Consider the following 21,055-nt stretch of genomic DNA (forward strand, 5'->3'; position numbering starts at 1 on the left):
CTACGCCACCTCCTGATCGTCGGCCTCGATCAGTGTCTCGAGGTCCGCCTGTCCATCCTGGTCGTCGCGAAGCGACTCGGCGAGCATCTCTAGCGCACGTTCGGGAGTCACGCCACCACACGGGACGTCGAGTCCCGCAGCGTCGACTCGCCATCGCTCTTCGACAGAGTCGTCGTCGGGATTCCGCGTGTGGTATCTCTCCAGCGTCAGCTCGATCGTCGCGTCGTCGAACGCCGGCATCAGATCACCTCTGCGAGGCGGACTGATCGCCCGGTCATCCACTGCTTGCCGCCGGCCGTGATCTCGGTCTGCCCGAAGAACGCTGGCCGGCTGTCGGGGGTCGACACGGTCTGATCGCCGAAGATCGCGATGAACCCGGGAAGACCATCGCGGGTCTCGAGCGGCGAACCCATTAGACCGAGGTTTTTATCCTGGCTGTGCGAACCGTCGTGACGCGGTGTCCTGTGATTGTCCATTGGTTTGGAGCTGCAGGGGACCGCCGCCTGCGCGATCGGCCACGGGTCCAATCGAGTCCGATCGCGCAGAAAGCGGCTAGTTGGGTGCCGCTGCGTCAGATTCGCGAGTCTTTAGCAGGTCATTTATTACGTCATCGTGGCTGTCCCCCGGCTCTTTCAATGAGGTCAGCCGCTTCCACGTATCCCTGCTAATTCGGATTGTTGTATCCTCACTCATCAATTGTATGCAAGTATGCAAGCATTATAAACATTATGTATATTACTATACTTAGGTTGAGGTATATATGTGTGACTGCATACAAGAGAGATATGGGAAAAAACAAAGGTCAAGACGATACCTCGATCCGGCTGAAAATCAGTACCTGGAACCGTCTTAAAGACCGGAAGACTCACCCAAACGAGTCGTTTGACGATGTCATCAACGATCTCATTGACTTGGCTGAAGAGGCGGAGAGCGAGGGAAATTCGAATCCAGCGGTAACGAGTAACTAGCCTCGTCATCTTCGCACCTGCAGCCCAGGCTCTACCTGCGCGATCGCTTCGGGCAGCCACTTCGGGGGACGGGGGCCTTCGGACTCTCCAGGTTTGATGACGCCGTCATCGTTGAACGTCATCGACCACTCGCTGGCGCCGAAGCGGACGTCGACGATGGTCTTCGACGAATAGTACTGGAGCTCAAGGTGAACAGTGTCACCGGGGCCTTTGGTCTCGCTGTCGAGCGTCGACGTCGAGATCGTGTGTCGAGTCTTCTGAACCGACATACCTCACTATGCGCCCGAGGGTATCATAAGGTAGGGGTGAAGATCCGAGGGGGGTATGCGGACCCCCTCACCCCACGGTCTTAACCAACAGCGTGCGGCCTATATCACGATGTGTTGGTTAAGACTCGCCTGGCTCCCGAACCACGGAGCTGTTGGTTAAGCTTCGTGAGCGACGTCGCCAGTGAGCGGGATGTCGTGCTCGCTCGCCAGCTGGGGATCGACCGCTTCGTACCGGCGTCGATTCCCCGGCAGTGAGTCCCACTCGATCAGGCCGTACTCTCGGAGCTTCTCGAGCTTCGTCCGCCGAGTTCGACGGGCGATCGGTTCGAGCGGCCGGTCTTGGTACGCCGCCGCCGCGATCGTGTCGTATCGACTGTGGAGCTGGTCGCTCGCTGCTGGGTCGAGCGCGCGCACGAGCTCGTAGAGAACGTGATGATGATACGGCAGCGACCGAAGATGCGAGGCCCGAATCTCTTCGAGTGCTCGGTGTTTGCCGTCGACGAGGTTGCCGTCCGTGATGCTGTCCCGACCCTGGTCGGTGGCGACCTCGGCGGCACACCGTACGGTCTGGACGCCGAGTCGGGCGACGCCGGCGACGAGATCGCCGACCGTCTCCAGCTGCTCGCGCGTGATCACTCCGGGCTCGAGGCCGTGTTCCACGCGTGGCTCGAGGATGTCGGCGATGGCTTCGGGAGAGTACCGGTCCAGGGCGATGTGATGTTCGCCGTCGAACTGCGACCGGAACTGTTGGTCAATGCCGGCGAGCCAGGCTTCCTCGTCGTGGGCGACGGCGACGATCGCGACCTCGGGAACGCCGGCGAGCATATCGAGCGTGTCCGTGGCTGGGAGGTCGTCGGCCTCGTCGAGAATGAGGATGTACGGATCGTCGACTCGCTCGCGGAGGATCCGCGGTAACTCGTCGGTGGGGGTTCCCCGGTGGACGTCGATCCCGCAGCGATGTTGGTTGATCGCCTCGCGGAGGATGGTTCCCCCCGTTTTTCCGAGTGTTCGGATCAGCGCAGTGTCGACGGCTGCCGCCTCGCGGAGCTCGCGCAACGCGAACCGTGCAAGCGCGGTTTTGCCCACGCCGCTCGGGCCAGTGATGAGGACGTCGTCGGGGCGCCGGCCATCGACCGCTGGCGTGAGGGCTCGCGACAGCTGCGAGATCGCGGGATCGCGGTGTGGGAGCTCTCGAGGAAGATGCTCCTCAGCGAAGTAGCGGCCGTCGTGTATCATTTAGCCGATGAGTTCGCAGTGACACTATATAAAGAGGGGGTGAAGATCCGAGGGGGTCGAAAAGTGGTCGTGAGGTCGTCGACTTAGTCGTCGCGCGTGTCGAACGCGTCACCCGGATCGCCTGGCTCGCGCACCGACGCGGATGACTGCCCACAACTCTCCTTGTGAACGAGCTCGTCGATGCCGGTCGTCGTTTCGCCCGCCTCGTCGATGATCGTCTGGGCGCCGCAGTACAGACAGCGCATGTACTTCGGCTCGTGAATCGCCATCCCGTCGACGCTCGGGGGCGTCCCGCTCTTGACGATCTCCCACTTGGTCTCGGGACCCATCACGCGCTCGAACGCAGTTCGTTGGTCGTCAGTCATTGCCGCTCTTTGTCGGTGTTGTCGTCGCGATCGTGGACTGGAGCAACGAGTTCGAGGCGCGCGGCAGGGAACGCGTAGGTCTGCTTGCGGTCGAGATGTGTGTCCGTCCGCTGCGGATAGATCACCTCGACAACCGGCTCCTCCGCGGCGTAGTCGGGGTTGACATCCGCAACTGTCTTCCCGTCCTCGTTGATCTGGTAGGTGGCTGCTCGCTGAAGCGGGACGCCAGCAACGAGTAACGTGGCCTCATCATCGCTATCGCAGTCCTGAACGTGGTCACCAACGTGGAATGCAACTAGATCCGTATCGTCGACGGTCGCCATCTCCGACTCAGGCATCGCCCGGTACCTCCTCGAACAGCGCGTCTGGATCAGGGAGCTCCTCGCCGTACGTGACGCCAGCACGTTCGGCCGGGTTGGTGTTGTGGTTGAGCCACTCGACAGCCTCACGCACTGCGGCCTCGATCTTCTCTTTGGAGTGGACGTCGGTCCATCCGGGCGCGTCCAGTGCAACGGTCTCGCACTTCTCGGCGATGACCTCGCGGGTACGACGCTCGAGAACCCATGTAACCTTCTGGCTCGCCTCGTTGAGTGCGGACCACTCCTTGTCGACACCGTTCTGTCGGTCGCGGTCCTCAATGGCGTGGTTGGTCTCGTTCACGATCGTGGCGAGCCGGCACAGCTGCGGGTCGTCCGCGAACGTGTCGTGGATGACGTCGGCGAGCATCGAGTCGAAGCCGTCGACGTACGGCTCCATTTTCTCGTCCAGCAGCTTCCTGGCACTGCGGTTAAGGTTCGGCATCACGCAGTCACCTCGGGACTGTTTCCCGCAGCCCGACCGGCAGCTCCGACAACGTGCGTCCGGCGAACTGTCTTCTCACGACCGATGCCGCGGTCGACGATCGTGTCGGTCTCGCTCAGCGTGACCTGGAACCCATCGTCGGTTACCTGGAGTCGCTCCAGCTTGTGGGCGAGGACGATCGTCTTGGCGCCATCCCAGTGTCCTTCGAGCTTGACGACGGGAGTCCGCAGCTCCTCGTCGATCCGCTCGTCGGAGACGACGTGGACGCCGATCTCGATGACGGTTAATGGTCGACGTCGGTCGTCGATGAGCACCCGGTCGCCGACGTCGAGTTCGTCGAGATCGTTGATTCGTTGCGGGTCATCGAGAGCGATACACTCTAACTCGTGGGGATTCGATTTCGTGTTGCGTTCGGGCATAGTTTCGAGCGCACGGTCGACGGGGCTGGTACCCCGGAGGCCACCTTTGTCAGAGGCCTTCTCCCGCGCTCTCTACTCAATAGTCTATTCTACACCTACTTAATGTTTATTCTGTCAATCTAATCTGTATCATACGGAATAAACATTTATACCGTCAACGCTCATAGTAAAGTGCGTGCGATGAGTGTAACCAGTAAAGTGGCTCACGAACTCAACGACGCTGATAAATTAATCCTCGATGAGCTAGCAGAAGGCAGAAACCTATCCCAGAACCTTGCTAATGAGTTAGGTTACTCTCGGCAGTATATTCACAACCGGCTTCAGATGCTGAAGGCGGCCGACTACGTCAAGAATGTCGGCGGTGGCCTCTACGAGCTCGTTGACGATCCCCGTGGTGGCGACGTCGGCGAGAGGCAGGATGAACTTGATCAGCTCCGGGATCGTATCGTCGAGCTCGAAGAGCGGATCGATGAGGCGTTCGAGGCGGCGGAAGCGACGGTCGAAGCGATCGAGAACGTGAACGGTGATGATGCGCACGAGCGCGCCAAGGAGGTTGTGACTGCCCTTAAGGAAGAGGTAGATGAGTAGTATGCCGGATATAGAAGAGGAATACGACTACGACCGTGAGAACGTCGTCAAGGAGATCGAGGGCCTAGCTACGGCTCGTCTTTCCGAGCCGGTCACGATCGAGGTCGTCGCGTGGGATGATGGTGACTTCCGCGTCGAGGCGTTCCACACGATCGACGCGACGTATCCGTTCGAGGCCGAAGCGGCTGGCGAGGAACAGGGCCTTCCGTTCTATCGAGAGCGACTCGCGTTCACGACGACCGGTGAGGAAGAAGGTTGGACCCGGCACGAGGTCGTTCGCCGAACTTGTGGAGAGATGGGCAACACGGTCGTGTGGTCTCAACGTGTCGGCGGATACACCCCGAATTGGCCCGCCCCGATCGAGGACGACGAAGACGAGTCGAATGATACTCCGACGTATCCCGGATCGACGTTCCCGGGAAGGTTCGCGTAGTTATGGGCAAGTGTTCCGAGTGCGGTGTCGGCTCGAAGAACGACGTGTGGTCGTCGACGGCGGCGGCGAGATTATAAAAATATCAACTCTATCACCTACTCGTGCATCGAACACAAAATACGGATACTATCCGCTCGAAGGGGAGACAGGGATGAGCGACTTCATAGATTCAAATACGGGTGCTGATGTTCTTGTCGACGAGGAACTCCTTGAGGACAAGGTAGATGTCGAGTATCGTGCCGATATTATAGAAACGCACTACGACGAGGTGTCTCGTGAGAATGCAGTAACGATCGCTGAGATACTGAAGAGTGTGATGGAGGGATATGATTTGAATAAACGAGAAGCTCGGGAGAAGATCGTCTCTGAGACAGGACTTCGGGAAGCGCGAGCTACAACTGTATATCGGACCGAGCGTCACTCGATCCAGCTTGCAGAATCAGTCAGTGAAGTTGATCTTGACGGGATGTCGATGGAGTATTCATGGTCCACCGCCGGCGATAACGCTGTTCACCCTGTCTGTGAGACTATTACCGAGATGGTAGATAAGCGTGGGGGACAGGTCCCCCTCGAAACTCTTGTAGAACTCATTCGTGCGGCTGCTGAAGTGCACGCTGATGAAGGCGGTACACCAGAACGAGCCGATCACTTTGTTGGTCACGAAGAGTGTCGATCTGTAATGCTGAGTCATATTTCACCCGACTCGTAAGTGTCTGACGTAGCTTTATCACGGTCGCGTTTCGATCGTTTCAGAGTATGACTGGAACGACTGAAACGATCGAAACGTCACCGGCGATCGTGGCGATGCTCAATCAGAAGGGTGGGGTGGGGAAGACGACACTCACGATCCACGTTGCCGGCGCGCTTGCCGACCGAGATCTCGATGTCCTTGTGGTCGACCTCGCGCCGGAGGGTGCACTTACGTCGATCCTTGGCTACGACGATGAGTACAGCGACCTCGACCGCACGGTGTCGCTCCACGAGCTGCTACTCGATCCGAGCCGCGCCGGCGACGCCGATGATATCATCCTCGAGGGCGAGGAGTTCGACCTGTTACCGTCGAACGAGCGGATGGTCGATCGTACCGGTGGAGAACTCAACGGTGAGCCTCGCGCTCGGGAGCGACTGAAGATGGTCCTCGACGAACTCGGGGTAGGCTACGACGTCGTCCTCGTGGACAATATGCCGAGCATCAACGTGCTTACGGACAACGCCCTGGTGGCGAGCGATGGCGTTCTGATCCCCGCGTACGCCGAGGCGCTCTCGGTGCAGGGGCTCGACCGCCTGCAGAAGCAGATCGACAGCGTTCGGGAGTACTTTGGTGCGGTACGGATACTGGGCATCGTTGCGAACCGCGTGGAGCACAACAAGCAGGCTGACGCGATGCTCGAGCAGCTCCACTCGGAGTTCGAAGAGGGGCTCGGCATCCCGGTGATCGACGTCTACAAGCGGGTCGACCTACAGCGCGCGATCGCCGCGCAGGAGCGCTCTATCTTCGCCGCCGAGGAGCTCGACAGCGATATGGCTGGGGTGATCGCCGAGATCGCGACGCTCGTTGATGACGAACTCGTGGGGCAGGCAGATGAGTGACGACCAGGACGACGCCAGCGATGAGCTGGGGAAGACCAGCGAGAAGATGGGCGGCATCGCCGACCGTTTCGGTGCGGCGACCGACACGTCTGAAACGATCGAAACGGGTGAAACGACCAACACGAGCGAAGATGATGCTGCGGAGTCTTCTGAAATGACTGAAACGACTGAGGCGACAACAACGACCGAAACGAGCGAAACGATCGAAACGTCTGGAACGACCGACACGAGTGAGACGCTAGAGCCGGGTGATGAAGGGTTCGTACTGCGTGAAGACTGGAATGGTCGGACGATCTACCTTCCGGATGACGTCGTCGACGATCTCGATATTCGGTACTCTGAGGTCAACGTCAAGTGGCAGCGAGAACACGGCGAGCAGTTGCCGAAGAACGAGCGGTTTTACCCGGCGTTGGTGCGGGCAGCGATCAACGAGACGTCGATCGAGGAAGAGCTCGGTCTCGATCGGTAGCGCCCCATCAATTATATATCGCGATATAGGATATACAGAGCACTCGAACTGTACTGTCACCCCTGTATCGAAGTGTTTCTGAGTGGGTTTCCCCCGGGTTCGAGGCGGGGAGATCGGGCTTCTCGGTGGTTGTATGCTCGGGTTATCGCGGCTTTTGCGGATTGGTGATAGATATTCGGATAACTACGCTTATCTCGATATATGAACAGAGCGTCGCTCCACAACGCTTAACGGTGGAAAGATTGTAACTACTTACAACGCGGTCGGTGGCGACGAATAGCATCTGACTCCAGCCGTGTCGGAGTCACCCAAGGGGCCACTGACTGCTGGAGACGACCACGGAGCACGTGACAGACGATGGCAGCATCAAAACGAATACCAGTCACAGAAGATCGATGGAAAGAACTGAACGAACTGAAGGAAGCTGGTCAGACCTACGACGAGCTACTGAAGGAACTGATCCAAGAAAAGAACCGAAGCGAACTCGCCGAGCGCGTCAGATCGGTTCGCGAGACCGACGTGGAGGAACTGACTGCGCTCGATGAGCTATAGTGTTCACCTCTCGGAGCAAGCATCTGAGTACTATCAGGCGTTAGATGATAAGAGCCAGCGGATCGTCAAAGAGAACCTCGAGAAGCTAGAGGACGAGCCGTATCCAAAGCCAGGTGCAGGTAGTGGCGACCGAGAGAAGATCGTCGTCGACGGCGAGGAGATATACCGACTTCACATCGGTCGGACACACACTGCTCTCTACGATGTTGTCGAGGATCGGGGCCAGGTCAAAGTGGTTGAACTACTCGGGATCGACGAGGCTCACGATCGCTACGGATACTAGGATGAACACGTTCGCCGTCAACTGTCCTGGTTGTGGAACCGAGAAAGCACATATGTCGACGCGGGCGATTCGGATCGGCGTTCGTTGCAGCTGTGGCGTCAGTTTCAACGTCGACGTCGAGGCTCAGGACGTCGACGACTGGTGGGAGAGGTCTTAACCAACACTGGGCTGATTCTGCCTCGACTGTTGGTTAAGACTGCACCATTCGGAATTTCGCACCTTTATAAGGTGTATGATACTCGATCACAAACAAAGCACACTACACGCCTCGTCTCTCCCTCTAGGGTTTTTATGAAAAGACCCCGCCAAACCAGCGTCCCAACTTTACCAGCATTTATAAGCAAGCCCTGAATAAGCATAGGTGTTCCGGCACCCTGAACTCATCGCCGGCCCCGCCAGCTCACATCGCACCAACGTGTCAGCCCAAGCCCTGCTGACGTAGTATGTCTCGCCCGCAAACCGAGTCACACCTACGTCAGCCAAATGCAACACGACTACAGCGACAAGATCGACCGTCGCGTTCGACTGGTCGAGACAGACGAAGAGATAACCGATCCCGAACGAGAACAACTGCTGAAGTTCCACGAGGAGATCGAGAAGCACAACCGTCGAGCAAGCGCGAACAACCAAATCTCGGGCACCCGTCACGAATCCTACCTCGCGCACGCCCACCGACTCGTCCGGAACACCGGCCTGATGCTCCAGATTCTTGACCCACAAACTGGGGTGGATGTCGTAGATTCCATCGGCAGCTGGATCGACGAGTACGACAACGGCTACACCCGCGACAACTACATCAGCGCTCTCCGTGCGTGGGGTCGGTTCCTCGCACCCGACGCGAGGGATGACAAACACCCTGAACGATTCGGGGTTCTCGAGCTGGGTAACGTCGAGGATGACCAGCCGGCGCCTGAACCTTCGGAGGTACTCTTCTGGGACGACGTCATCACCATCATCGAGGCGGCTAAAGACTTTCCGACCGGCAAGCGCACTGCCGCGATCGTGGCGCTTCTCTGGGCAACCGGCGCGCGCCCTATGAGTGAGTTCTGGGAACTCGAGTACCGTCAGATCGACGACCGCGGGGACCACCTGCTCATCAGCATCGAAAGCGATTCGAAAACGTTCTCACGAACAATTCGTATCGACGTCGGAATTCCGTACGTCCGGCGTTGGATGTACAAGTGTCATCCCGCGAACGACACCGAGCGCGGTCCGCGACCAGACACGAAGCTCTGGACGCCGATGAACGAAGACCGACTCTTAGACTATCAGCAGATCCGCAAGAGCATCAAGCGGGTTGGTAAGACGACCGACCTGATGAAACCGCTCAAACCGGAACACTACCGAAAGAGTCGAGCATCGATCCTCGCCTCGTCCCGGTGGGTCACCCAGCGTGACCTCGAGCAGCACTTCGGGTGGGCACGAGGATCTCGCGTCGTCGCGCACTACATCGCGGTGTTCTCAGACAAGAGCCGAAAACACATCGCCAAGGCCGACGGTGCCGATGTCGAGCTCGACGCCGAGCAAGAGCCCATCGTTCCCGTGTGGTGTGACAACTGTGGCAGGCAGACGCCACGGCATCGGGAGTTGTGTCTCTGGTGTCCTGCCGAGACGATCGCTAGCCTCGGTCGTGAGCCACGGCTGAACACATCACCTATTCCCGACGAAGAGAAGGACCTTCTAGACCTGATCGTCAGTGGCGAGGTCGATGCTGATGGGCTCCGTCAACTACAAAAACTCGAACCCGTGATCCGCCGTCGCGACGATCTGTTCGATCGGCTGTCCGACTACATCGAGCACGCCGAAGTCATCGCGGAGTAACCGCGATTAACCCGCGGTTAAATTTATCGAGTGGATCAAACGATCAGCGGCTTCTAGGCGGCACTCGTGACTTTCTCGTTTAATATACGTATTTATTTAATAATCCGTCCACAACTCGTAGTTGGCCTGAAAGCGGCCCCCGGCGGTGCCACGCCGGGACCCAGAATGCTGCCGTATGACAGCACACGAACCTAACAGGTCGCGGAGTGATAACTCTGTCCTTCAGACGGAGACGCTCGCTCCATCACGCGACCCACGAACCAGGCGCATCATCGACTACGTCGTGAACAACCCCGGCTCCTCGGCCACGCTGCGGGACATCGCAGTCGAAACCGGAGAGCCACTTCGAGACATCACCGCGCAGCTGGACAGACTCGAAAAGGCCGGCTACGTCGAACTCCTCGACAAGTCCGGTTGCTGCATCGTCCTTCCAACGTTCGAGGGCGAACAACTCGTCCAGGAGGGACGATGACGGGGAGCGACGGCATCGCTCACGGCATCCCGCTCGACCCCGACGACGTCTTCCAGGCGGTGTCGAACTCTCGTCGACGTCAGGTTATCCTGTCCGTCGACCGGAGTGGCGACACCACGATCAGCGCCGGCGACGTCGCGGTCGAGATCGCCGCTCAGGAGAACATCGTCGACCCCAGCCAGGTGACCAGCGAACAGCGCACGCGCGTGTACATCAGCCTGATCCAAGGCCATCTCGACACGCTCGACGAGATCGGGGCAGTTGACTACGACGATCGCTCGAAGACCATCCAACCGACGGCTGCGACCGAGCCCCTCGCTGACCACATCCGACGCATTACTACAGCGTGCTACAAGCCGGACGGTGATGCCTGATGGTGGGGATGCAGATGAGTGACGCCATCGACCAGGTCCTCGACTCGGATCACTCGATGCAGCTGCTCACCTACCTTCACGAGCAGCGACTTCAAGCAACTTCGGAGACGATTACAGTCCCGATCTCGGAGCTCCCTGAAGAGATCGACAACCTGCAGAATGAGGACGCACCCGGCGTCGCGGAAGGCCGTGCGGAGGTCCTCTCGTCGATGCTTCACGAGGAGTGGTTACCCGCAATGGACGCGTGTACGATCGTCGAGTACGACGCCGACCGCCGTGAGGTCACAGCGACACCGCGAACAACGCTGTTCTATCTTGTCATTGACCCGCCCCGAATTGACGAGCGCGAGCAGGACGAGGTAGCCTCAGCAGTCAGTTGGGTTGTATGGCGACGCGACCCGATCCAGTGGAGCAACGATACGGGAGGGCCGTGATGATAGCCCGACAGGTATGCGGTAACGTGGGGATGGACGCTGTCGCCGACGTTACGATAAAGATCGAAGTATGACAGATATGGATAGTCGCCGACGACGGATTGCACAGGGCATCCAAATCGGCGAGCACACGTCGATCAAGCAGTCCGCAGCTGAAGCACTCAGTGGGCGGTCAGGTCGATCTCACTCCCGAGACGACGCTATCACGCCGCGGCAATGGGAACGGATGCTCAGGGCGAGCTACGACATCGACAACGACGAGATCGCCTTGGAGTGCCGAATGCTTGCCGTGGCTTGCGGCCGACTCGGTCTCCGCGCTGGCGAGGTGACGCATCTCCACGAGGAGTGGATTGACTGGAATGACGGTACGATTCAGATTCCCTCGTACTGGAACTGCACCAAAGGAAGCGGCGACGAGGTCTGTGGCTACTGTCGTAACCGCGCACGCGACAATCTCGATAGCCATAACCTGACCGAGGAGGAAGCCACCGACGCGATTGTCGCACACTACGACGACGCCACGCTGGAGTCGATGACTGACGACGAGCTCCTCGCCGAGGCCCAAGAACTCCGCGAGGAAGTGAACGTCACGCTCGAAGCGATGCTCGAGAAGCGCTGGTCGCCAAAGACCTCAACGTCGGCGCGGGGTATACCGTTTGACTTCAGCGCACGGATCGAGCTGATCGTCGAGCAGTTTTTCGACCGGTTCGACGCCTACGAGAAGAGTTTCGCGACAGTCCACCGCCGGATCGACCGGCTCGCCGACTGCGCGGGCATCGAGAGCAACGTCTACCCGCACGCGCTTCGAGCGACGTCGGCGTCGTTCCACGCCTCACGCGACATCAGCGTCCACGCGCTTATGTCGATTATGGGGTGGGCCGACCCCGGAACGGCTCGCGTTTACATCCAGTCGAACGACGAGAAGGCGGCCCACGAGATCCGCAGCAAACACCGGTGACGCCTCTAGGTGGTAGATCCGGCTCGCTGAACTCATTTATAAGCGGCTCGGAGAAGTAGCGCCGAGCAGCTGACAGATGCGAAAAGGAGTCTACTGAGCGACGGCGTTGCCGGCGAGGGCGATCGCCCGGTCGCTCGGGGTGAAGTCGTCGCCGAGTTCGTCGACGAGCAGGTTCGCCGCCAGCTTCACGCCACGATCGACGTCGTACCCCTTCCCGCGGAGATGCTGGTAGGCGACGAACGGGTTGTACGGACTCTTCTCGTGATGGCCTGTGACGAGAACTGCGCCATCCGGGAACGATTCATCGCCGACGTCGCCACGCTCAGCTGGGAACAGCGTCACGTGTGGGTCCTGGAACGGGTAGACGAGCAGGAACAGCGTCGACAGCGGCCACGGGAGTCGGTCGACGTCGACGCCACCGAACCGCCCCCAGGAGCCGATCTCGGTGCGACCGTCGGGCAGCGACTTGTGAGCCGCGAGTGGTGACGGTCGGAAGTTGAGCTCCTGGAGTGTTGCCTCAACGTCCTCGAGGTCGCGGTAGACGACGCCGATGACTTCCTCGTCGGTGATGTCGTAGCTGGTGTAGAAGCCGTGATCGCGGGCTGCCTCGTCGAGCAGCGGAAGAGCTCCACGGACGCGTCGCAGTAGTTCGGTGTCACGGCCGAGGTGGTCTAGCGCTGGATGCGTGAGCAGCACGGTCGCGACGAACGCGACAACGGGCGCGACCAGCGTGATCGGTTCGGACGGGTCTATCCAGTCGACGGTCTCGAACAGTCGCGTGAACATGGTATGTGAGGCCCGGAACAGCTTAACCAACAGCGCGGGCCCGACTGCTGCTGGTGGTGTAGGTTAAGACCGAGCGTCTACACGTCGTCCGGGACGGCCCCGGACTCGTGAGCGACACTCCAGTCGGTCGTCTGGACGTCGACCTCTTCCTCGTCGATGATGACGACCTTCCCCGGATGGACCTCGATGAGGCCGATGCAGACGACATCGGCCGGACAGCTCCCCGGACTGGTGTCCTCGAGACGGGCGATCTCCCCGGCGTCGCCGGCGACGATCAGGTCCGTCCGCGGCTCCTCGTCGGGACGGGCGGGCTCAAACGTCGTCGCTGTAGCGCTGTACTCGGTCCCGTCGATGAGGTAGGCGGCATCCCCGGTCTCCACTTCGAAGAGCCCGCCACGGTCGAGCGAGGGCGGCGTACGGTGGCCCTCGCTCCGCGACGGGTCGTAGTAGTCCGGGTCGTCACGGAATGCCGCCTCGCGCCACTCGCGGTCGTCCTGCTGGACTTCGACGCGCATCCAGTCCACGTCGGCACCGAGCTCGTCGACGAGCGCCGAGACGATCGCGTCGACGTCGTCGCGAATGTCGAACCGATACCGGAACTCGTCGGCGATCGGCTCGTCGAGGATGTCCGTCCGCGTGTGGTACTCCGAGTGTGTCTCCGGGAGGATCGCCCGGAACTGGTTGGCCCATATTGCGACGCGGTCGGCCGCGTCGGACGGTGCACTGGCTGGATCGATGGCTGCTTTGACTACGTGTGACATAAGTCTGATAACTGCAGGCGGTTACAGCGCGATTCTAAAGCGTCGAGTGAGAACCTGCGACACCGGGTCAATCATGGCAGGTAGTTGGGATCAATGTCGTAGCCGTCCCACCGGCATGTCTCGTTGTTGGCAAAGAAGCCGATTTTACCGCCTGTCCGAGTGTTATCGCTCACTGATAGACTGTCGAACTCCGTGTAGGCACCACCGTCGTACTCGTACATCGTAATCGAGATCGACCCATCGGAACCCCAATCAACAGCGGGGAAGTACCATGTGTTTGCCGACGGTGCGTTATTACCGACGGCGAGCGGCGACTCACGTGTCCTGCCTGAGTAGGTGCGGATCCCCCATTGATTGTTGTGGTCGGTGTCGATGAAGATGCCGTAGCCGTCTTGGCCGTCGTCCGACATCCCGAACAGAACCCCGGGCCGTCCGCTCGACGAGGCGTCAGTGAAAACGTGAGATCCGAAAACAGGATCGCCCTGTTTGGGTTTGTAGTACTCCGCACCATCCGCAGGCACCACGTACGTGTTCGTCCCTCCTGTGGCGGATTCGAGGTAGTAACTCCCGTCGATTGCGACGCCACTATCCTGCACAATGGTCATGTTCGAGACACTGCCCTGTACAGCGATGTACCGGTCTGAGAGTGGACCGCCCCACTCCCACCTTTCTACGCTGTCAGGGATTGCAGCTCCGCCGATCGTTCTTCCACGGACCCCGTATGATCTGTTATTGATAGGAACTCCTCGATCGCTCATCTAGACCACCCTGAATCCAAAGTGTGACCCGACCCCTGGCTCACCCGTTCCGTCCCCGATCGGCGACCCGGAGTCGTTCTTCGCACGGAGCTTGAAGACCTGCACCGCTCCGGAGCTATTCTGGTAGGACGCCACGGGATTGGCCGTGTCCTGTGAGTTCGTCGTGTTTGATGCGACCTGGACCACGTCGCCACCGTCGACGAGCTCGACGTCGAGGCCTGTCGGAGCGGTGTGGTCGGATGCATCGTACGCCCCCCATCGGTAGACTTCGAGCGTCTCGCCGTCGTCGACCGGGATGGGCATCTCGATGGACTCACCGTCCTGAAGCTCGGCGGCCGGGAGCCGATCGGGATCGTCGACGACAACCGAAACCATGTCAATCCCGCCGACCGGAACCGTCGTCTCGTCTGCTTCGGTGTGGTCGTGTGCTTCCGGTGGTTGGGCATCTCCGTCAACTGCGAAGGTTTCAGCGTGCTTGGCGTTCCCGTGCGTCTGTGGCGGCTGTGCCTCGTTGTGGACTTCGCCTGTCCGATGGGTCTCGACCCCCGTCGCAACCACAGACTCCGACGCGAGTGTCGCGTCCGATACCTTCGCATTCAGCTCTGCGAGTGTCGACGCGTCGTGATCGTCGCCGCCGATCGCGTGCGGGGAATCTGCTTTGCCGGCGACCGTATCGAAGAGCGTCCAGAGCTCGTCGATGTCACGGGTGGCGACGTACATCGCCCAGTTCATATATTCCGCGGGATAGCGTTGACCCCCCGGAATTACCTCATCGCCATCCGATGGTTCTGCGCCTGTACTCCCCCAGATTCGTGATTGTTTGTCTGGCATTGTTATCGAAGTAGCTGCGGCCACGTCCCGCCGACGTCGTCCGGTGTGAGCTCCGCGAAGCCATCATCGGACTCGACGGGCTGCGATTGATCTGTGAACGCAAACGTTCCGTCCTGGTCGATCGTCGGCCAGGTCCCGCCACCGCCTTCCGCGAGCTCGAGGCTCTCGAACCCGCGGTCAGAAACAACTGGTTGTGATTCCGCCGTGAACCGGAAGTTCCCACGGACGAATCCTTCGGCGGCGACGCCGGCAGCGGTCAGCGGGGAGACCTCGTCGAAGAACTCATCGACAGTTAGCCCGCGATCGTTCAGCTGATCTTCCCAGATACCGATGTCGACGAGTGGTTGGTCCGACTCTGGCTCTTCGACGACGACATCGGACGCATCCCCGCCGAGGAGAACGCCGACGGTCTCCCGGAGGTCCGAGATCGTCGCCGACGAGAGCTGTGCTCTAAGCGCAGTCTGGAGCCGAATGCGAAATCGAGCATTCGACTCGCCTGTCTGACGTTCGAGCTCGAAGATGCTCGCCAGTCGATCCAGTTGTTCACCTTCAGCTGAGGAGACGAACTTCGCTGCGAGGACACTCTGGCGAGCGGCTTCAAGCTCTGCGATCTCTTCAGCGACGGCGACGATCAACGCTGACCACACCAACCCATCAGCAGGGTACGGCGACTTCAGGTTCTCTTCAAGCCGCTCCTGGGGAGTTCGATCGTCACTAGAGGACATTAATCGTCACCTCTGTCACCCCAGTCATCGCGGCTTCCGTCGCGGCGACATCGATGTTCGAGCCGGCGAGTGCGTTCGGGTCCGTTCCAATTTGGAGGTCTACCTCGATGACCCCCTGGACTTCCATAACCCGGCGGAACACCTGGTCGATGATGACGTCATCGCCGATCTCCAGTCCGGGGTAGGTGATACCGTCGGTCGCCTCTCCGCCGATGTACCTCACGATACCGTCTGTGATACGATCCTCACCATCGGTCGGGAAGGTGTCCGACGTCGTGAGATCTGCTTCGACGTAGATTTCAACTCGGGTCGCCCGCTCAAAGTGTTCGGTCCTCTCGATACCGTCACCGAGTGTCGCAGTCCCCGATTCTGACCCGAACGATTCGAGACCGCCAGCCCGAGAGTCAAGGAGGGCCTGTGCGACATCGTCATCCGGGACATCTGGTGCGAGGACAGTCACCGTCACACCGTAGTCGCCGGCGGCGTGGACTTCATCGACACCGACGGACCTGATACCCTCGGCTGCGTTGAAGACCGACGAGCGGATGGCGCGGAGCGTTGCGGCCCCGCTCGCAGCGAGGCTGTTCTGGTAGCGGAGCTTGAACTCGGCGTCCGTCTCGCGATCGCGACCGCTGACGTAGCCGAGGCCCTCATCACCGGTCGGGTTCGGATTGGTGACATCGTCGACGCCGGCGACCGGATCGTCGAAGCGCGTGATCGAGTCGGCGCCGACGTTCGTCTCTTCGCCGAGCCACTCTTCGTCGATCTCGGTCTGCCACGGCTTCAGCGCCTCGATCGGTGCGGTCACTTCAGTCTGCCCCTCGTTGAGGGTGACACCGTCAGTTGTTTCGTACGGTATTGCGGGCTGAGTCTCCGTTCGCGAAGTTGTCACGACCGTCCCCGCCGGGATCGAGATGTCATCCGGTGCCGGGTCATCCCGACTGAAGACGACCTCTCCAGTTGCACTTCGGGAAGGGATCCGCGAGAAACCGGCGAGCGCTAGTTGCTTGTCCAGCTGCTCGCCGAACGAGTCCTCGAAGAACGAGGCGTAGTACGCTGCCTCTGTCGCTTCCCAGAGCTGTGCGAGCTCCGGCGCGACCGTATCGATGAACGCCTGCTGTGGCGAGTTCTGTCGCAACTCGACGTCGTCGCCAACTTCGTCCTTGAAGTTCCGCCCCATATCAGAGCGGATTGTGTCGACGTGCTTGCGCCGGAACGACCCGTCATCCTGAGTGCCGTACTCGGTCACGCTTGCACCCCGCTCGTGAACTCGAGCTGCTCACCATCGACGAGCGTCACCTGGACGTCGACGTCGGTGACTCGGTTCGCCCCTGGATCGGAGACATCGACCGTGTCGACTGACGCCACCCGGTCGTCCGACAACAGCGTGTTGCGGACACCCCGCTCGACGACCGCCGGCGGGCTGCCCGAGATCTCGAACACGGGGAGGCCGTGATCCTCGTCAAACGGGTCTTCCCCGCGGATCGTCGCAAGCATCGTTCTCAATTCCTGTTCGACTGCCGCAGCGCCATCGATCCAGACGGGACTCCCGTTTTCAACCCGAAATGACCCGTCTGGATTCAGCGCCAGTGTGCGTTTGTAGTTCATCGGTCTGTCACTGTTCGGTCACGCTCAGAAGTTGGTTTCCGCCGTGATCGGTGAGCATCGCAGTACCACCGGACCCAGGATCGGTTGTGGAGTCGTCGACGCACATCACCGGCGCGCCGTTGACCATCAGGATGTGCTCCTGGTCCGGCGTCAGATCGTGCGTTTGGTAGTCGACGCAGTTCCCCATCGGATCCGTCGAGTGCCCATGGTCAGCAAAGTGCATCACCGCAGTCGCGTGGTCGGCGACATCGGCACCCTCGACCGAGAGGAGCGCGTCATCTGTCGACTCGACGGCTCCCGCCGCCGGCTCCGAACACGCCGAGGGGTGACCGTCGGCCTCGCACGGCGCGTCGATGAGAGCTGGCGTGGCCATCACTCGATCGGTCCCTTATTGACGTCGACCGACTGCGCGTGCCACGTGAAGTTCCCCTGTCCGTCGGAGACGATTCCGTGACCGCTCCCGTCGACGAGCTGGAACCCACCCGACTCCCCGTTCAGCCGGAGCGTCGGTGCGTTCTCGCCCAGGTCGATCACGTACTCGTTCGAGCCGTGCTCCGGGATGTTGTCCTCGTCGAGCCAGAGCTGTGGAAAGAACACGGCGTCCTCGAGCTGGAACCGTCTTTCACTCTCGACTGGCTGTTCACCGCGCTGCTGGATCTGTTTCGAGAGCGGTTCCTGAGCGTGCAGTACTAGTCCCTCGACGCCACGCTCGATCGGGACGATCATCCCGGCGCCGTCCATCGCGAACGGCGACGCGATCGGCACGTTGTCGATGAGGATGTCCGAGTCGCTCTTCAGCGACACGACCGCCCGCCGCGTCGACTCCTCTACCTCTTCGACACGGACGAACGTGATCGTGTAGATACCGCGGATCTCGTTCTCGACAAACTGTCGGAGGACGTCGACGTTTCCACTCATACGTCTCCCGGATCGATCTGGCAGTCGCACTCGGGGCACTCGTAGCGGATGACCTGTCCCCACTGGTCGGTCTTCGCGACGGCCTCACCGTCGCAGTCTGTACAGTCGATCGTCGATCGCTCCCAAGCACTCATGATTCGATGGAGTAGTCAGCTTCAACCGGCGTCAGCGTCCCACTGACGAGATGATCCCCTGATACCGTACTGCTCTGAAACTCGTAGTCACTCACGCGGTACGGGCCCTGGTAGTCATCCGTCTCGACGTACACCGTCGCACCCTTTGCGATGCGCGGCTCCAGCATCGACTCGAAGTTGAGCTGTCCCTCAGTATCGTCACTTGTGTCCGACTTCTCGCCAAGCGAGATCAGCATCCCGCCCTGGCTCAACTTGGGCGCCTCAACCGTCCCCTGACTGCGTGGGGTGAAGTGGATCTGGCCACCGGACGCGAACCACTCCCACTCAACGCCCGTCTTCTCGGCGGCGATCTGGAGGAGTTCATCGAGCCACTGCGCGACCGCTTTGTCCGGCGTGACCGACCACGACCCCTGGATCGGCGAGCCTGCCGACCCCGTCTGCGCTGACAGCCCGATCTCTCCCGCAATGGACTCGACGATCTGGTCCGGTCGTTTATCGAGCCACGCTTTCTGTGACCAGGAGCGATCCGGACGGGACTTCGTCACGGCCTCTGTCTCATCGATCCCGCCGATCTCGTAGGAGACATCACGACCGTCAGGGGCACGCTTTCGCGTGTCGATCTTCCCGATCATCACCGTCTCGACGTCACCATCTTCCCAGCCAAGCTCGATCCGACAAAGGTCTTCAGTCTCGATCTGAGACCACGTTTCACTCGTCAGATTCCACGTCTTCACGGTGAACTCCAGCGGGTCATCCTTCGGCTTCGTCACAGAGACGTCCAGGTCCAGCCCGTCGAGGGACACTTCGCCGGCCTCAACGTGACGGTGCTGTCTCCACGGCATCAGTTATCTCCTGGCTGCTGTCCGGACGGTCCTGGGAGGACCCAGAGTTTTACCTCGTCGCCAAGGTTCTCCGGCGTGACTTCCGTCACCTCGCCTGCCGCATCGGCTAGGATGAAGACCAGGTACGGCAAATACGAGTACGGACGGTAGGGTGTAGCCATCGAGTTCGTGACGGTGAACTCCCGACGGAGGTGTTCAATCTCGATCGTCCAGCGGCCCGCGTAGCTGTTCCAGTCGAACCGCACGGCAAAGCGCTGACCCGGGAATGACTGAGGGAGAAACTCCAGATGGATCGGCCGTTTCTCCTGTGCCCGACGCTCCGGGATCGGGATCTGTTCCATCGTTCAGAACACCCCTGACAGCGACTCCCGGATCCCTGACAGGCTGCCAGCGATCCCACCAGTCTCCTCTTCAGTCTGTCCGCCGTCCGAGTTCTCTGGCTGGGCGGTCGAACTTGGCGTCTCCCCAGCCGCTGTCCCGAGAGACGCACCACCTTCCGTCTCGATCGAGATCTCCGCTGTCTCAACAGTCGCTTCGTGCACCTCGGTGATCGAGATAGAGACCTTGTAGTGACTCGAGACATCCTGCTCGTCTTGCCGTTCAAGATCGTCGAGCTTCGCCTTCGAGACCGATACCGTGCCGATAGATGCCTCGAAAGGCTTTCCACCCTCACGCAATCGCTGCAGCTTGGAGTACTCCTCAACGGGGACCCACGCCTCGATACTTGCGGACAACGGCTGGGTCCGGACGTATGTGCTGTATTCGAACCCCTCTTCCGTCCGCTTCGACGGGCTGTTCCACGCACCGCTATCCGAGACACTCGTCGCGGACAGGACGATACCGCCGATCGTGACTGTTCCTGGCATCGTCAGGTCTCCCTCGCAAGCCGGTCGAAGAACTCCTCGAGCGCCGTCGACGTTCCCTGCTGAGCCGCCTGTTCCACACTGTTTTCAGGCGACCCAGATCCGTCGATGGTGATGTTGTTCGTCACCGTAATGTCGATTGTCTGACCGCCACCGCCGCCAGACGCCTGGCCGCCGATTGCGTCAGCGGCTGCCCCGGCGACCATTCCAGCTGGCGTCTTAGACATCAACCCGCCGAGTGCCTGCACACCTTGCCCTGCCGGCGTGGCTGCAAGCACTGACGACACCGACGAGACCAACTCCCCTTGTTCGCCCTCGATCCCGCTCGCGATCGTCTGGACCAGCGCCGGTCCAGTCTCGTCGAGCGACTGGAGCGGTCCCGCAGCCGCAGGCGAGAACGGCAGTCGATCCCGTATCCCTGACGCGACGTCAGTGACTGCGTCGACGGGGGACGTCGCCATTCGCTTGATCCCCCGTGCGACCATCGTCGGGATCTGTTCGCCTGCCGAGATCCACTTCTGCGGGTTCGAGATCATATCCCGAGCCGCCATCAACGGGCCCACCAGCGGGACCAAGTACTTCCATTTCCCCAGCGAATTCAGCCCCGCGATGATATTTCCGGGAAGCTCGGATGCCGCCTCTCTCACATCCGGACCGGCACCGGTGATCAACTCGTGTGCGCCCATCAGTGGGCCCACCAGCGGGACCAAGTACTTCCACCGACCCAACGAGTTCAGGCCCGCAACGATCTCTCCAGGAAGCTCCGTCGCTGCCTCCCTTACATTCGGACCGGTACC

35 protein-coding genes and 1 pseudogene are annotated in these 21,055 nt (G+C 60.4%); 13 read left to right on the forward strand and 23 right to left on the reverse strand.

The window, feature by feature from the left end:
- From BLW38_RS12790 to BLW38_RS12795, 3 genes are all read right to left on the reverse strand, one after another.
- Complete coding sequence (locus BLW38_RS12790) at nt 1-240, reverse strand: hypothetical protein (RefSeq protein WP_092817609.1); 240 nt, start codon at nt 238-240, stop codon at nt 1-3.
- Nucleotides 240-413: a hypothetical protein gene (locus BLW38_RS16320; RefSeq protein WP_177167501.1), complete on the reverse strand. Its 174-nt coding sequence runs from the start codon at nt 411-413 to the stop codon at nt 240-242. Before BLW38_RS16320 ends, BLW38_RS12790 begins: the two co-directional genes overlap by 1 nt.
- A gap of 139 nt (nt 414-552) precedes the next feature.
- Nucleotides 553-693 (reverse strand): DUF7557 family protein, encoded by a 141-nt coding sequence (locus BLW38_RS12795; RefSeq protein ID WP_143040885.1) that lies wholly within the window; start codon nt 691-693, stop codon nt 553-555.
- A gap of 92 nt (nt 694-785) precedes the next feature.
- Here BLW38_RS12795 and BLW38_RS15955 point away from each other — a divergent pair, with 92 nt between their 5' ends.
- Nucleotides 786-968, forward strand: a complete 183-nt coding sequence (locus BLW38_RS15955) for a hypothetical protein (protein ID WP_177167502.1) — start codon at nt 786-788, stop codon at nt 966-968.
- Nucleotides 969-973: 5 nt separating this feature from the next.
- Here BLW38_RS15955 and BLW38_RS12800 read toward each other — a convergent pair whose 3' ends face one another.
- From BLW38_RS12800 to BLW38_RS12825, 6 genes are all read right to left on the reverse strand, one after another.
- Nucleotides 974-1,237: a hypothetical protein gene (locus BLW38_RS12800; RefSeq protein ID WP_092817611.1), complete on the reverse strand. Its 264-nt coding sequence runs from the start codon at nt 1,235-1,237 to the stop codon at nt 974-976.
- A 156-nt stretch (nt 1,238-1,393) separates the two neighbouring features.
- Nucleotides 1,394-2,473 (reverse strand): Cdc6/Cdc18 family protein, encoded by a 1,080-nt coding sequence (locus tag BLW38_RS12805; RefSeq protein ID WP_092817612.1) that lies wholly within the window; start codon nt 2,471-2,473, stop codon nt 1,394-1,396.
- 83 nt (nt 2,474-2,556) lie between these two features.
- On the reverse strand, nt 2,557-2,838 hold the full coding sequence (locus tag BLW38_RS16325; RefSeq protein ID WP_177167503.1) for a hypothetical protein: 282 nt from the start codon (nt 2,836-2,838) through the stop codon (nt 2,557-2,559).
- Nucleotides 2,835-3,176 carry a hypothetical protein gene (locus tag BLW38_RS12815; protein ID WP_092817613.1) on the reverse strand — a complete coding sequence of 114 codons (342 nt, stop codon included), beginning with the start codon at nt 3,174-3,176 and terminating at the stop codon, nt 2,835-2,837. Before BLW38_RS12815 ends, BLW38_RS16325 begins: the two co-directional genes overlap by 4 nt.
- Nucleotides 3,169-3,639 carry a hypothetical protein gene (locus BLW38_RS12820; RefSeq protein ID WP_143040887.1) on the reverse strand — a complete coding sequence of 157 codons (471 nt, stop codon included), beginning with the start codon at nt 3,637-3,639 and terminating at the stop codon, nt 3,169-3,171. The genes BLW38_RS12815 and BLW38_RS12820 overlap by 8 nt, the downstream gene beginning before the upstream one ends.
- Nucleotides 3,639-4,058, reverse strand: a complete 420-nt coding sequence (locus tag BLW38_RS12825) for a hypothetical protein (protein WP_092817615.1) — start codon at nt 4,056-4,058, stop codon at nt 3,639-3,641. Before BLW38_RS12825 ends, BLW38_RS12820 begins: the two co-directional genes overlap by 1 nt.
- Before the next feature lie 180 nt (nt 4,059-4,238).
- On the opposite strand from BLW38_RS12825, the gene BLW38_RS15960 reads away from it, so the two are divergent.
- The 12 genes from BLW38_RS15960 (at nt 4,239) to BLW38_RS12890 (ending at nt 12,032) form a co-directional block, all read left to right on the forward strand.
- A complete protein-coding gene (locus tag BLW38_RS15960; RefSeq protein WP_143040888.1) occupies nt 4,239-4,646 on the forward strand; it encodes a winged helix-turn-helix transcriptional regulator in 408 nt (135 codons plus the stop codon).
- 1 nt (nt 4,647) lies between these two features.
- Complete coding sequence (locus BLW38_RS12835) at nt 4,648-5,079, forward strand: hypothetical protein (protein WP_092817616.1); 432 nt, start codon at nt 4,648-4,650, stop codon at nt 5,077-5,079.
- Between the two features lie 46 nt (nt 5,080-5,125).
- On the forward strand, nt 5,126-5,788 hold the full coding sequence (locus BLW38_RS15965) for a hypothetical protein (protein WP_143040889.1): 663 nt from the start codon (nt 5,126-5,128) through the stop codon (nt 5,786-5,788).
- Between the two features lie 47 nt (nt 5,789-5,835).
- The gene (locus BLW38_RS12850; RefSeq protein ID WP_092817619.1) at nt 5,836-6,669 is read left to right on the forward strand and encodes a ParA family protein; all 834 of its coding nucleotides are present in this window, start codon (nt 5,836-5,838) and stop codon (nt 6,667-6,669) included.
- A complete protein-coding gene (locus BLW38_RS12855; protein WP_092817620.1) occupies nt 6,662-7,138 on the forward strand; it encodes an HNH endonuclease in 477 nt (158 codons plus the stop codon). Before BLW38_RS12850 ends, BLW38_RS12855 begins: the two co-directional genes overlap by 8 nt.
- Before the next feature lie 357 nt (nt 7,139-7,495).
- Nucleotides 7,496-7,690 (forward strand): hypothetical protein, encoded by a 195-nt coding sequence (locus BLW38_RS12860; protein WP_092817621.1) that lies wholly within the window; start codon nt 7,496-7,498, stop codon nt 7,688-7,690.
- Nucleotides 7,680-7,973 carry a type II toxin-antitoxin system RelE family toxin gene (locus BLW38_RS12865; RefSeq protein ID WP_092817622.1) on the forward strand — a complete coding sequence of 98 codons (294 nt, stop codon included), beginning with the start codon at nt 7,680-7,682 and terminating at the stop codon, nt 7,971-7,973. The genes BLW38_RS12860 and BLW38_RS12865 overlap by 11 nt, the downstream gene beginning before the upstream one ends.
- 483 nt (nt 7,974-8,456) lie before the next feature.
- Nucleotides 8,457-9,794, forward strand: a complete 1,338-nt coding sequence (locus tag BLW38_RS12870; protein WP_092817623.1) for a tyrosine-type recombinase/integrase — start codon at nt 8,457-8,459, stop codon at nt 9,792-9,794.
- 175 nt (nt 9,795-9,969) lie between these two features.
- Nucleotides 9,970-10,266 (forward strand): winged helix-turn-helix domain-containing protein, encoded by a 297-nt coding sequence (locus tag BLW38_RS15970; protein ID WP_143040890.1) that lies wholly within the window; start codon nt 9,970-9,972, stop codon nt 10,264-10,266.
- Nucleotides 10,263-10,640, forward strand: a complete 378-nt coding sequence (locus BLW38_RS12880) for a DUF7344 domain-containing protein (RefSeq protein WP_092817625.1) — start codon at nt 10,263-10,265, stop codon at nt 10,638-10,640. Before BLW38_RS15970 ends, BLW38_RS12880 begins: the two co-directional genes overlap by 4 nt.
- Before the next feature lie 14 nt (nt 10,641-10,654).
- Nucleotides 10,655-11,074: a DUF7344 domain-containing protein gene (locus tag BLW38_RS12885; protein ID WP_143040891.1), complete on the forward strand. Its 420-nt coding sequence runs from the start codon at nt 10,655-10,657 to the stop codon at nt 11,072-11,074.
- A 79-nt stretch (nt 11,075-11,153) separates the two neighbouring features.
- Nucleotides 11,154-12,032, forward strand: a complete 879-nt coding sequence (locus BLW38_RS12890; RefSeq protein ID WP_281241173.1) for a tyrosine-type recombinase/integrase — start codon at nt 11,154-11,156, stop codon at nt 12,030-12,032.
- A 90-nt stretch (nt 12,033-12,122) separates the two neighbouring features.
- Here BLW38_RS12890 and BLW38_RS12895 read toward each other — a convergent pair whose 3' ends face one another.
- The 14 genes and pseudogenes from BLW38_RS12895 to BLW38_RS12955 all read right to left on the reverse strand — a co-directional run.
- Nucleotides 12,123-12,818 (reverse strand): hypothetical protein, encoded by a 696-nt coding sequence (locus BLW38_RS12895; protein WP_092817628.1) that lies wholly within the window; start codon nt 12,816-12,818, stop codon nt 12,123-12,125.
- Between the two features lie 77 nt (nt 12,819-12,895).
- Entirely contained in the window at nt 12,896-13,579 is a 684-nt protein-coding gene (locus BLW38_RS12900) for a hypothetical protein (RefSeq protein ID WP_092817629.1), read from the reverse strand.
- Between the two features lie 71 nt (nt 13,580-13,650).
- Entirely contained in the window at nt 13,651-14,337 is a 687-nt protein-coding gene (locus tag BLW38_RS12905; RefSeq protein WP_143040892.1) for a hypothetical protein, read from the reverse strand.
- Nucleotides 14,338-15,069: a hypothetical protein gene (locus BLW38_RS12910; protein ID WP_092817631.1), complete on the reverse strand. Its 732-nt coding sequence runs from the start codon at nt 15,067-15,069 to the stop codon at nt 14,338-14,340.
- Nucleotides 15,070-15,170: 101 nt separating this feature from the next.
- Nucleotides 15,171-15,893 (reverse strand): hypothetical protein, encoded by a 723-nt coding sequence (locus BLW38_RS12915; RefSeq protein WP_143040893.1) that lies wholly within the window; start codon nt 15,891-15,893, stop codon nt 15,171-15,173.
- Nucleotides 15,883-17,142, reverse strand: coding sequence for a baseplate J/gp47 family protein (locus BLW38_RS12920; protein WP_218143068.1), 1,260 nt, complete (start codon nt 17,140-17,142; stop codon nt 15,883-15,885). The genes BLW38_RS12915 and BLW38_RS12920 overlap by 11 nt, the downstream gene beginning before the upstream one ends.
- Entirely contained in the window at nt 17,139-17,501 is a 363-nt protein-coding gene (locus tag BLW38_RS12925) for a GPW/gp25 family protein (RefSeq protein WP_092817633.1), read from the reverse strand. Before BLW38_RS12925 ends, BLW38_RS12920 begins: the two co-directional genes overlap by 4 nt.
- 7 nt (nt 17,502-17,508) lie before the next feature.
- Complete coding sequence (locus BLW38_RS12930) at nt 17,509-17,874, reverse strand: hypothetical protein (protein ID WP_092817634.1); 366 nt, start codon at nt 17,872-17,874, stop codon at nt 17,509-17,511.
- On the reverse strand, nt 17,874-18,419 hold the full coding sequence (locus BLW38_RS12935; RefSeq protein ID WP_092817635.1) for a Gp138 family membrane-puncturing spike protein: 546 nt from the start codon (nt 18,417-18,419) through the stop codon (nt 17,874-17,876). The genes BLW38_RS12930 and BLW38_RS12935 overlap by 1 nt, the downstream gene beginning before the upstream one ends.
- A complete protein-coding gene (locus BLW38_RS16330; protein ID WP_177167505.1) occupies nt 18,416-18,553 on the reverse strand; it encodes a hypothetical protein in 138 nt (45 codons plus the stop codon). The genes BLW38_RS12935 and BLW38_RS16330 overlap by 4 nt, the downstream gene beginning before the upstream one ends.
- Nucleotides 18,550-19,395, reverse strand: a complete 846-nt coding sequence (locus BLW38_RS12940) for a hypothetical protein (protein ID WP_092817636.1) — start codon at nt 19,393-19,395, stop codon at nt 18,550-18,552. The genes BLW38_RS16330 and BLW38_RS12940 overlap by 4 nt, the downstream gene beginning before the upstream one ends.
- Nucleotides 19,395-19,736: a phage baseplate plug family protein gene (locus tag BLW38_RS12945; RefSeq protein WP_092817637.1), complete on the reverse strand. Its 342-nt coding sequence runs from the start codon at nt 19,734-19,736 to the stop codon at nt 19,395-19,397. Before BLW38_RS12945 ends, BLW38_RS12940 begins: the two co-directional genes overlap by 1 nt.
- Nucleotides 19,737-19,739: 3 nt before the next feature.
- Nucleotides 19,740-20,261, reverse strand: coding sequence for a hypothetical protein (locus BLW38_RS12950; RefSeq protein ID WP_092817638.1), 522 nt, complete (start codon nt 20,259-20,261; stop codon nt 19,740-19,742).
- 2 nt (nt 20,262-20,263) lie between these two features.
- Nucleotides 20,264-21,055, reverse strand: a pseudogene (locus BLW38_RS12955) (hypothetical protein); the annotation flags it as partial.

It is taken from the genome of Halopenitus malekzadehii, from assembly GCF_900108505.1.
Classification (GTDB): domain Archaea; phylum Halobacteriota; class Halobacteria; order Halobacteriales; family Haloferacaceae; genus Halopenitus; species Halopenitus malekzadehii.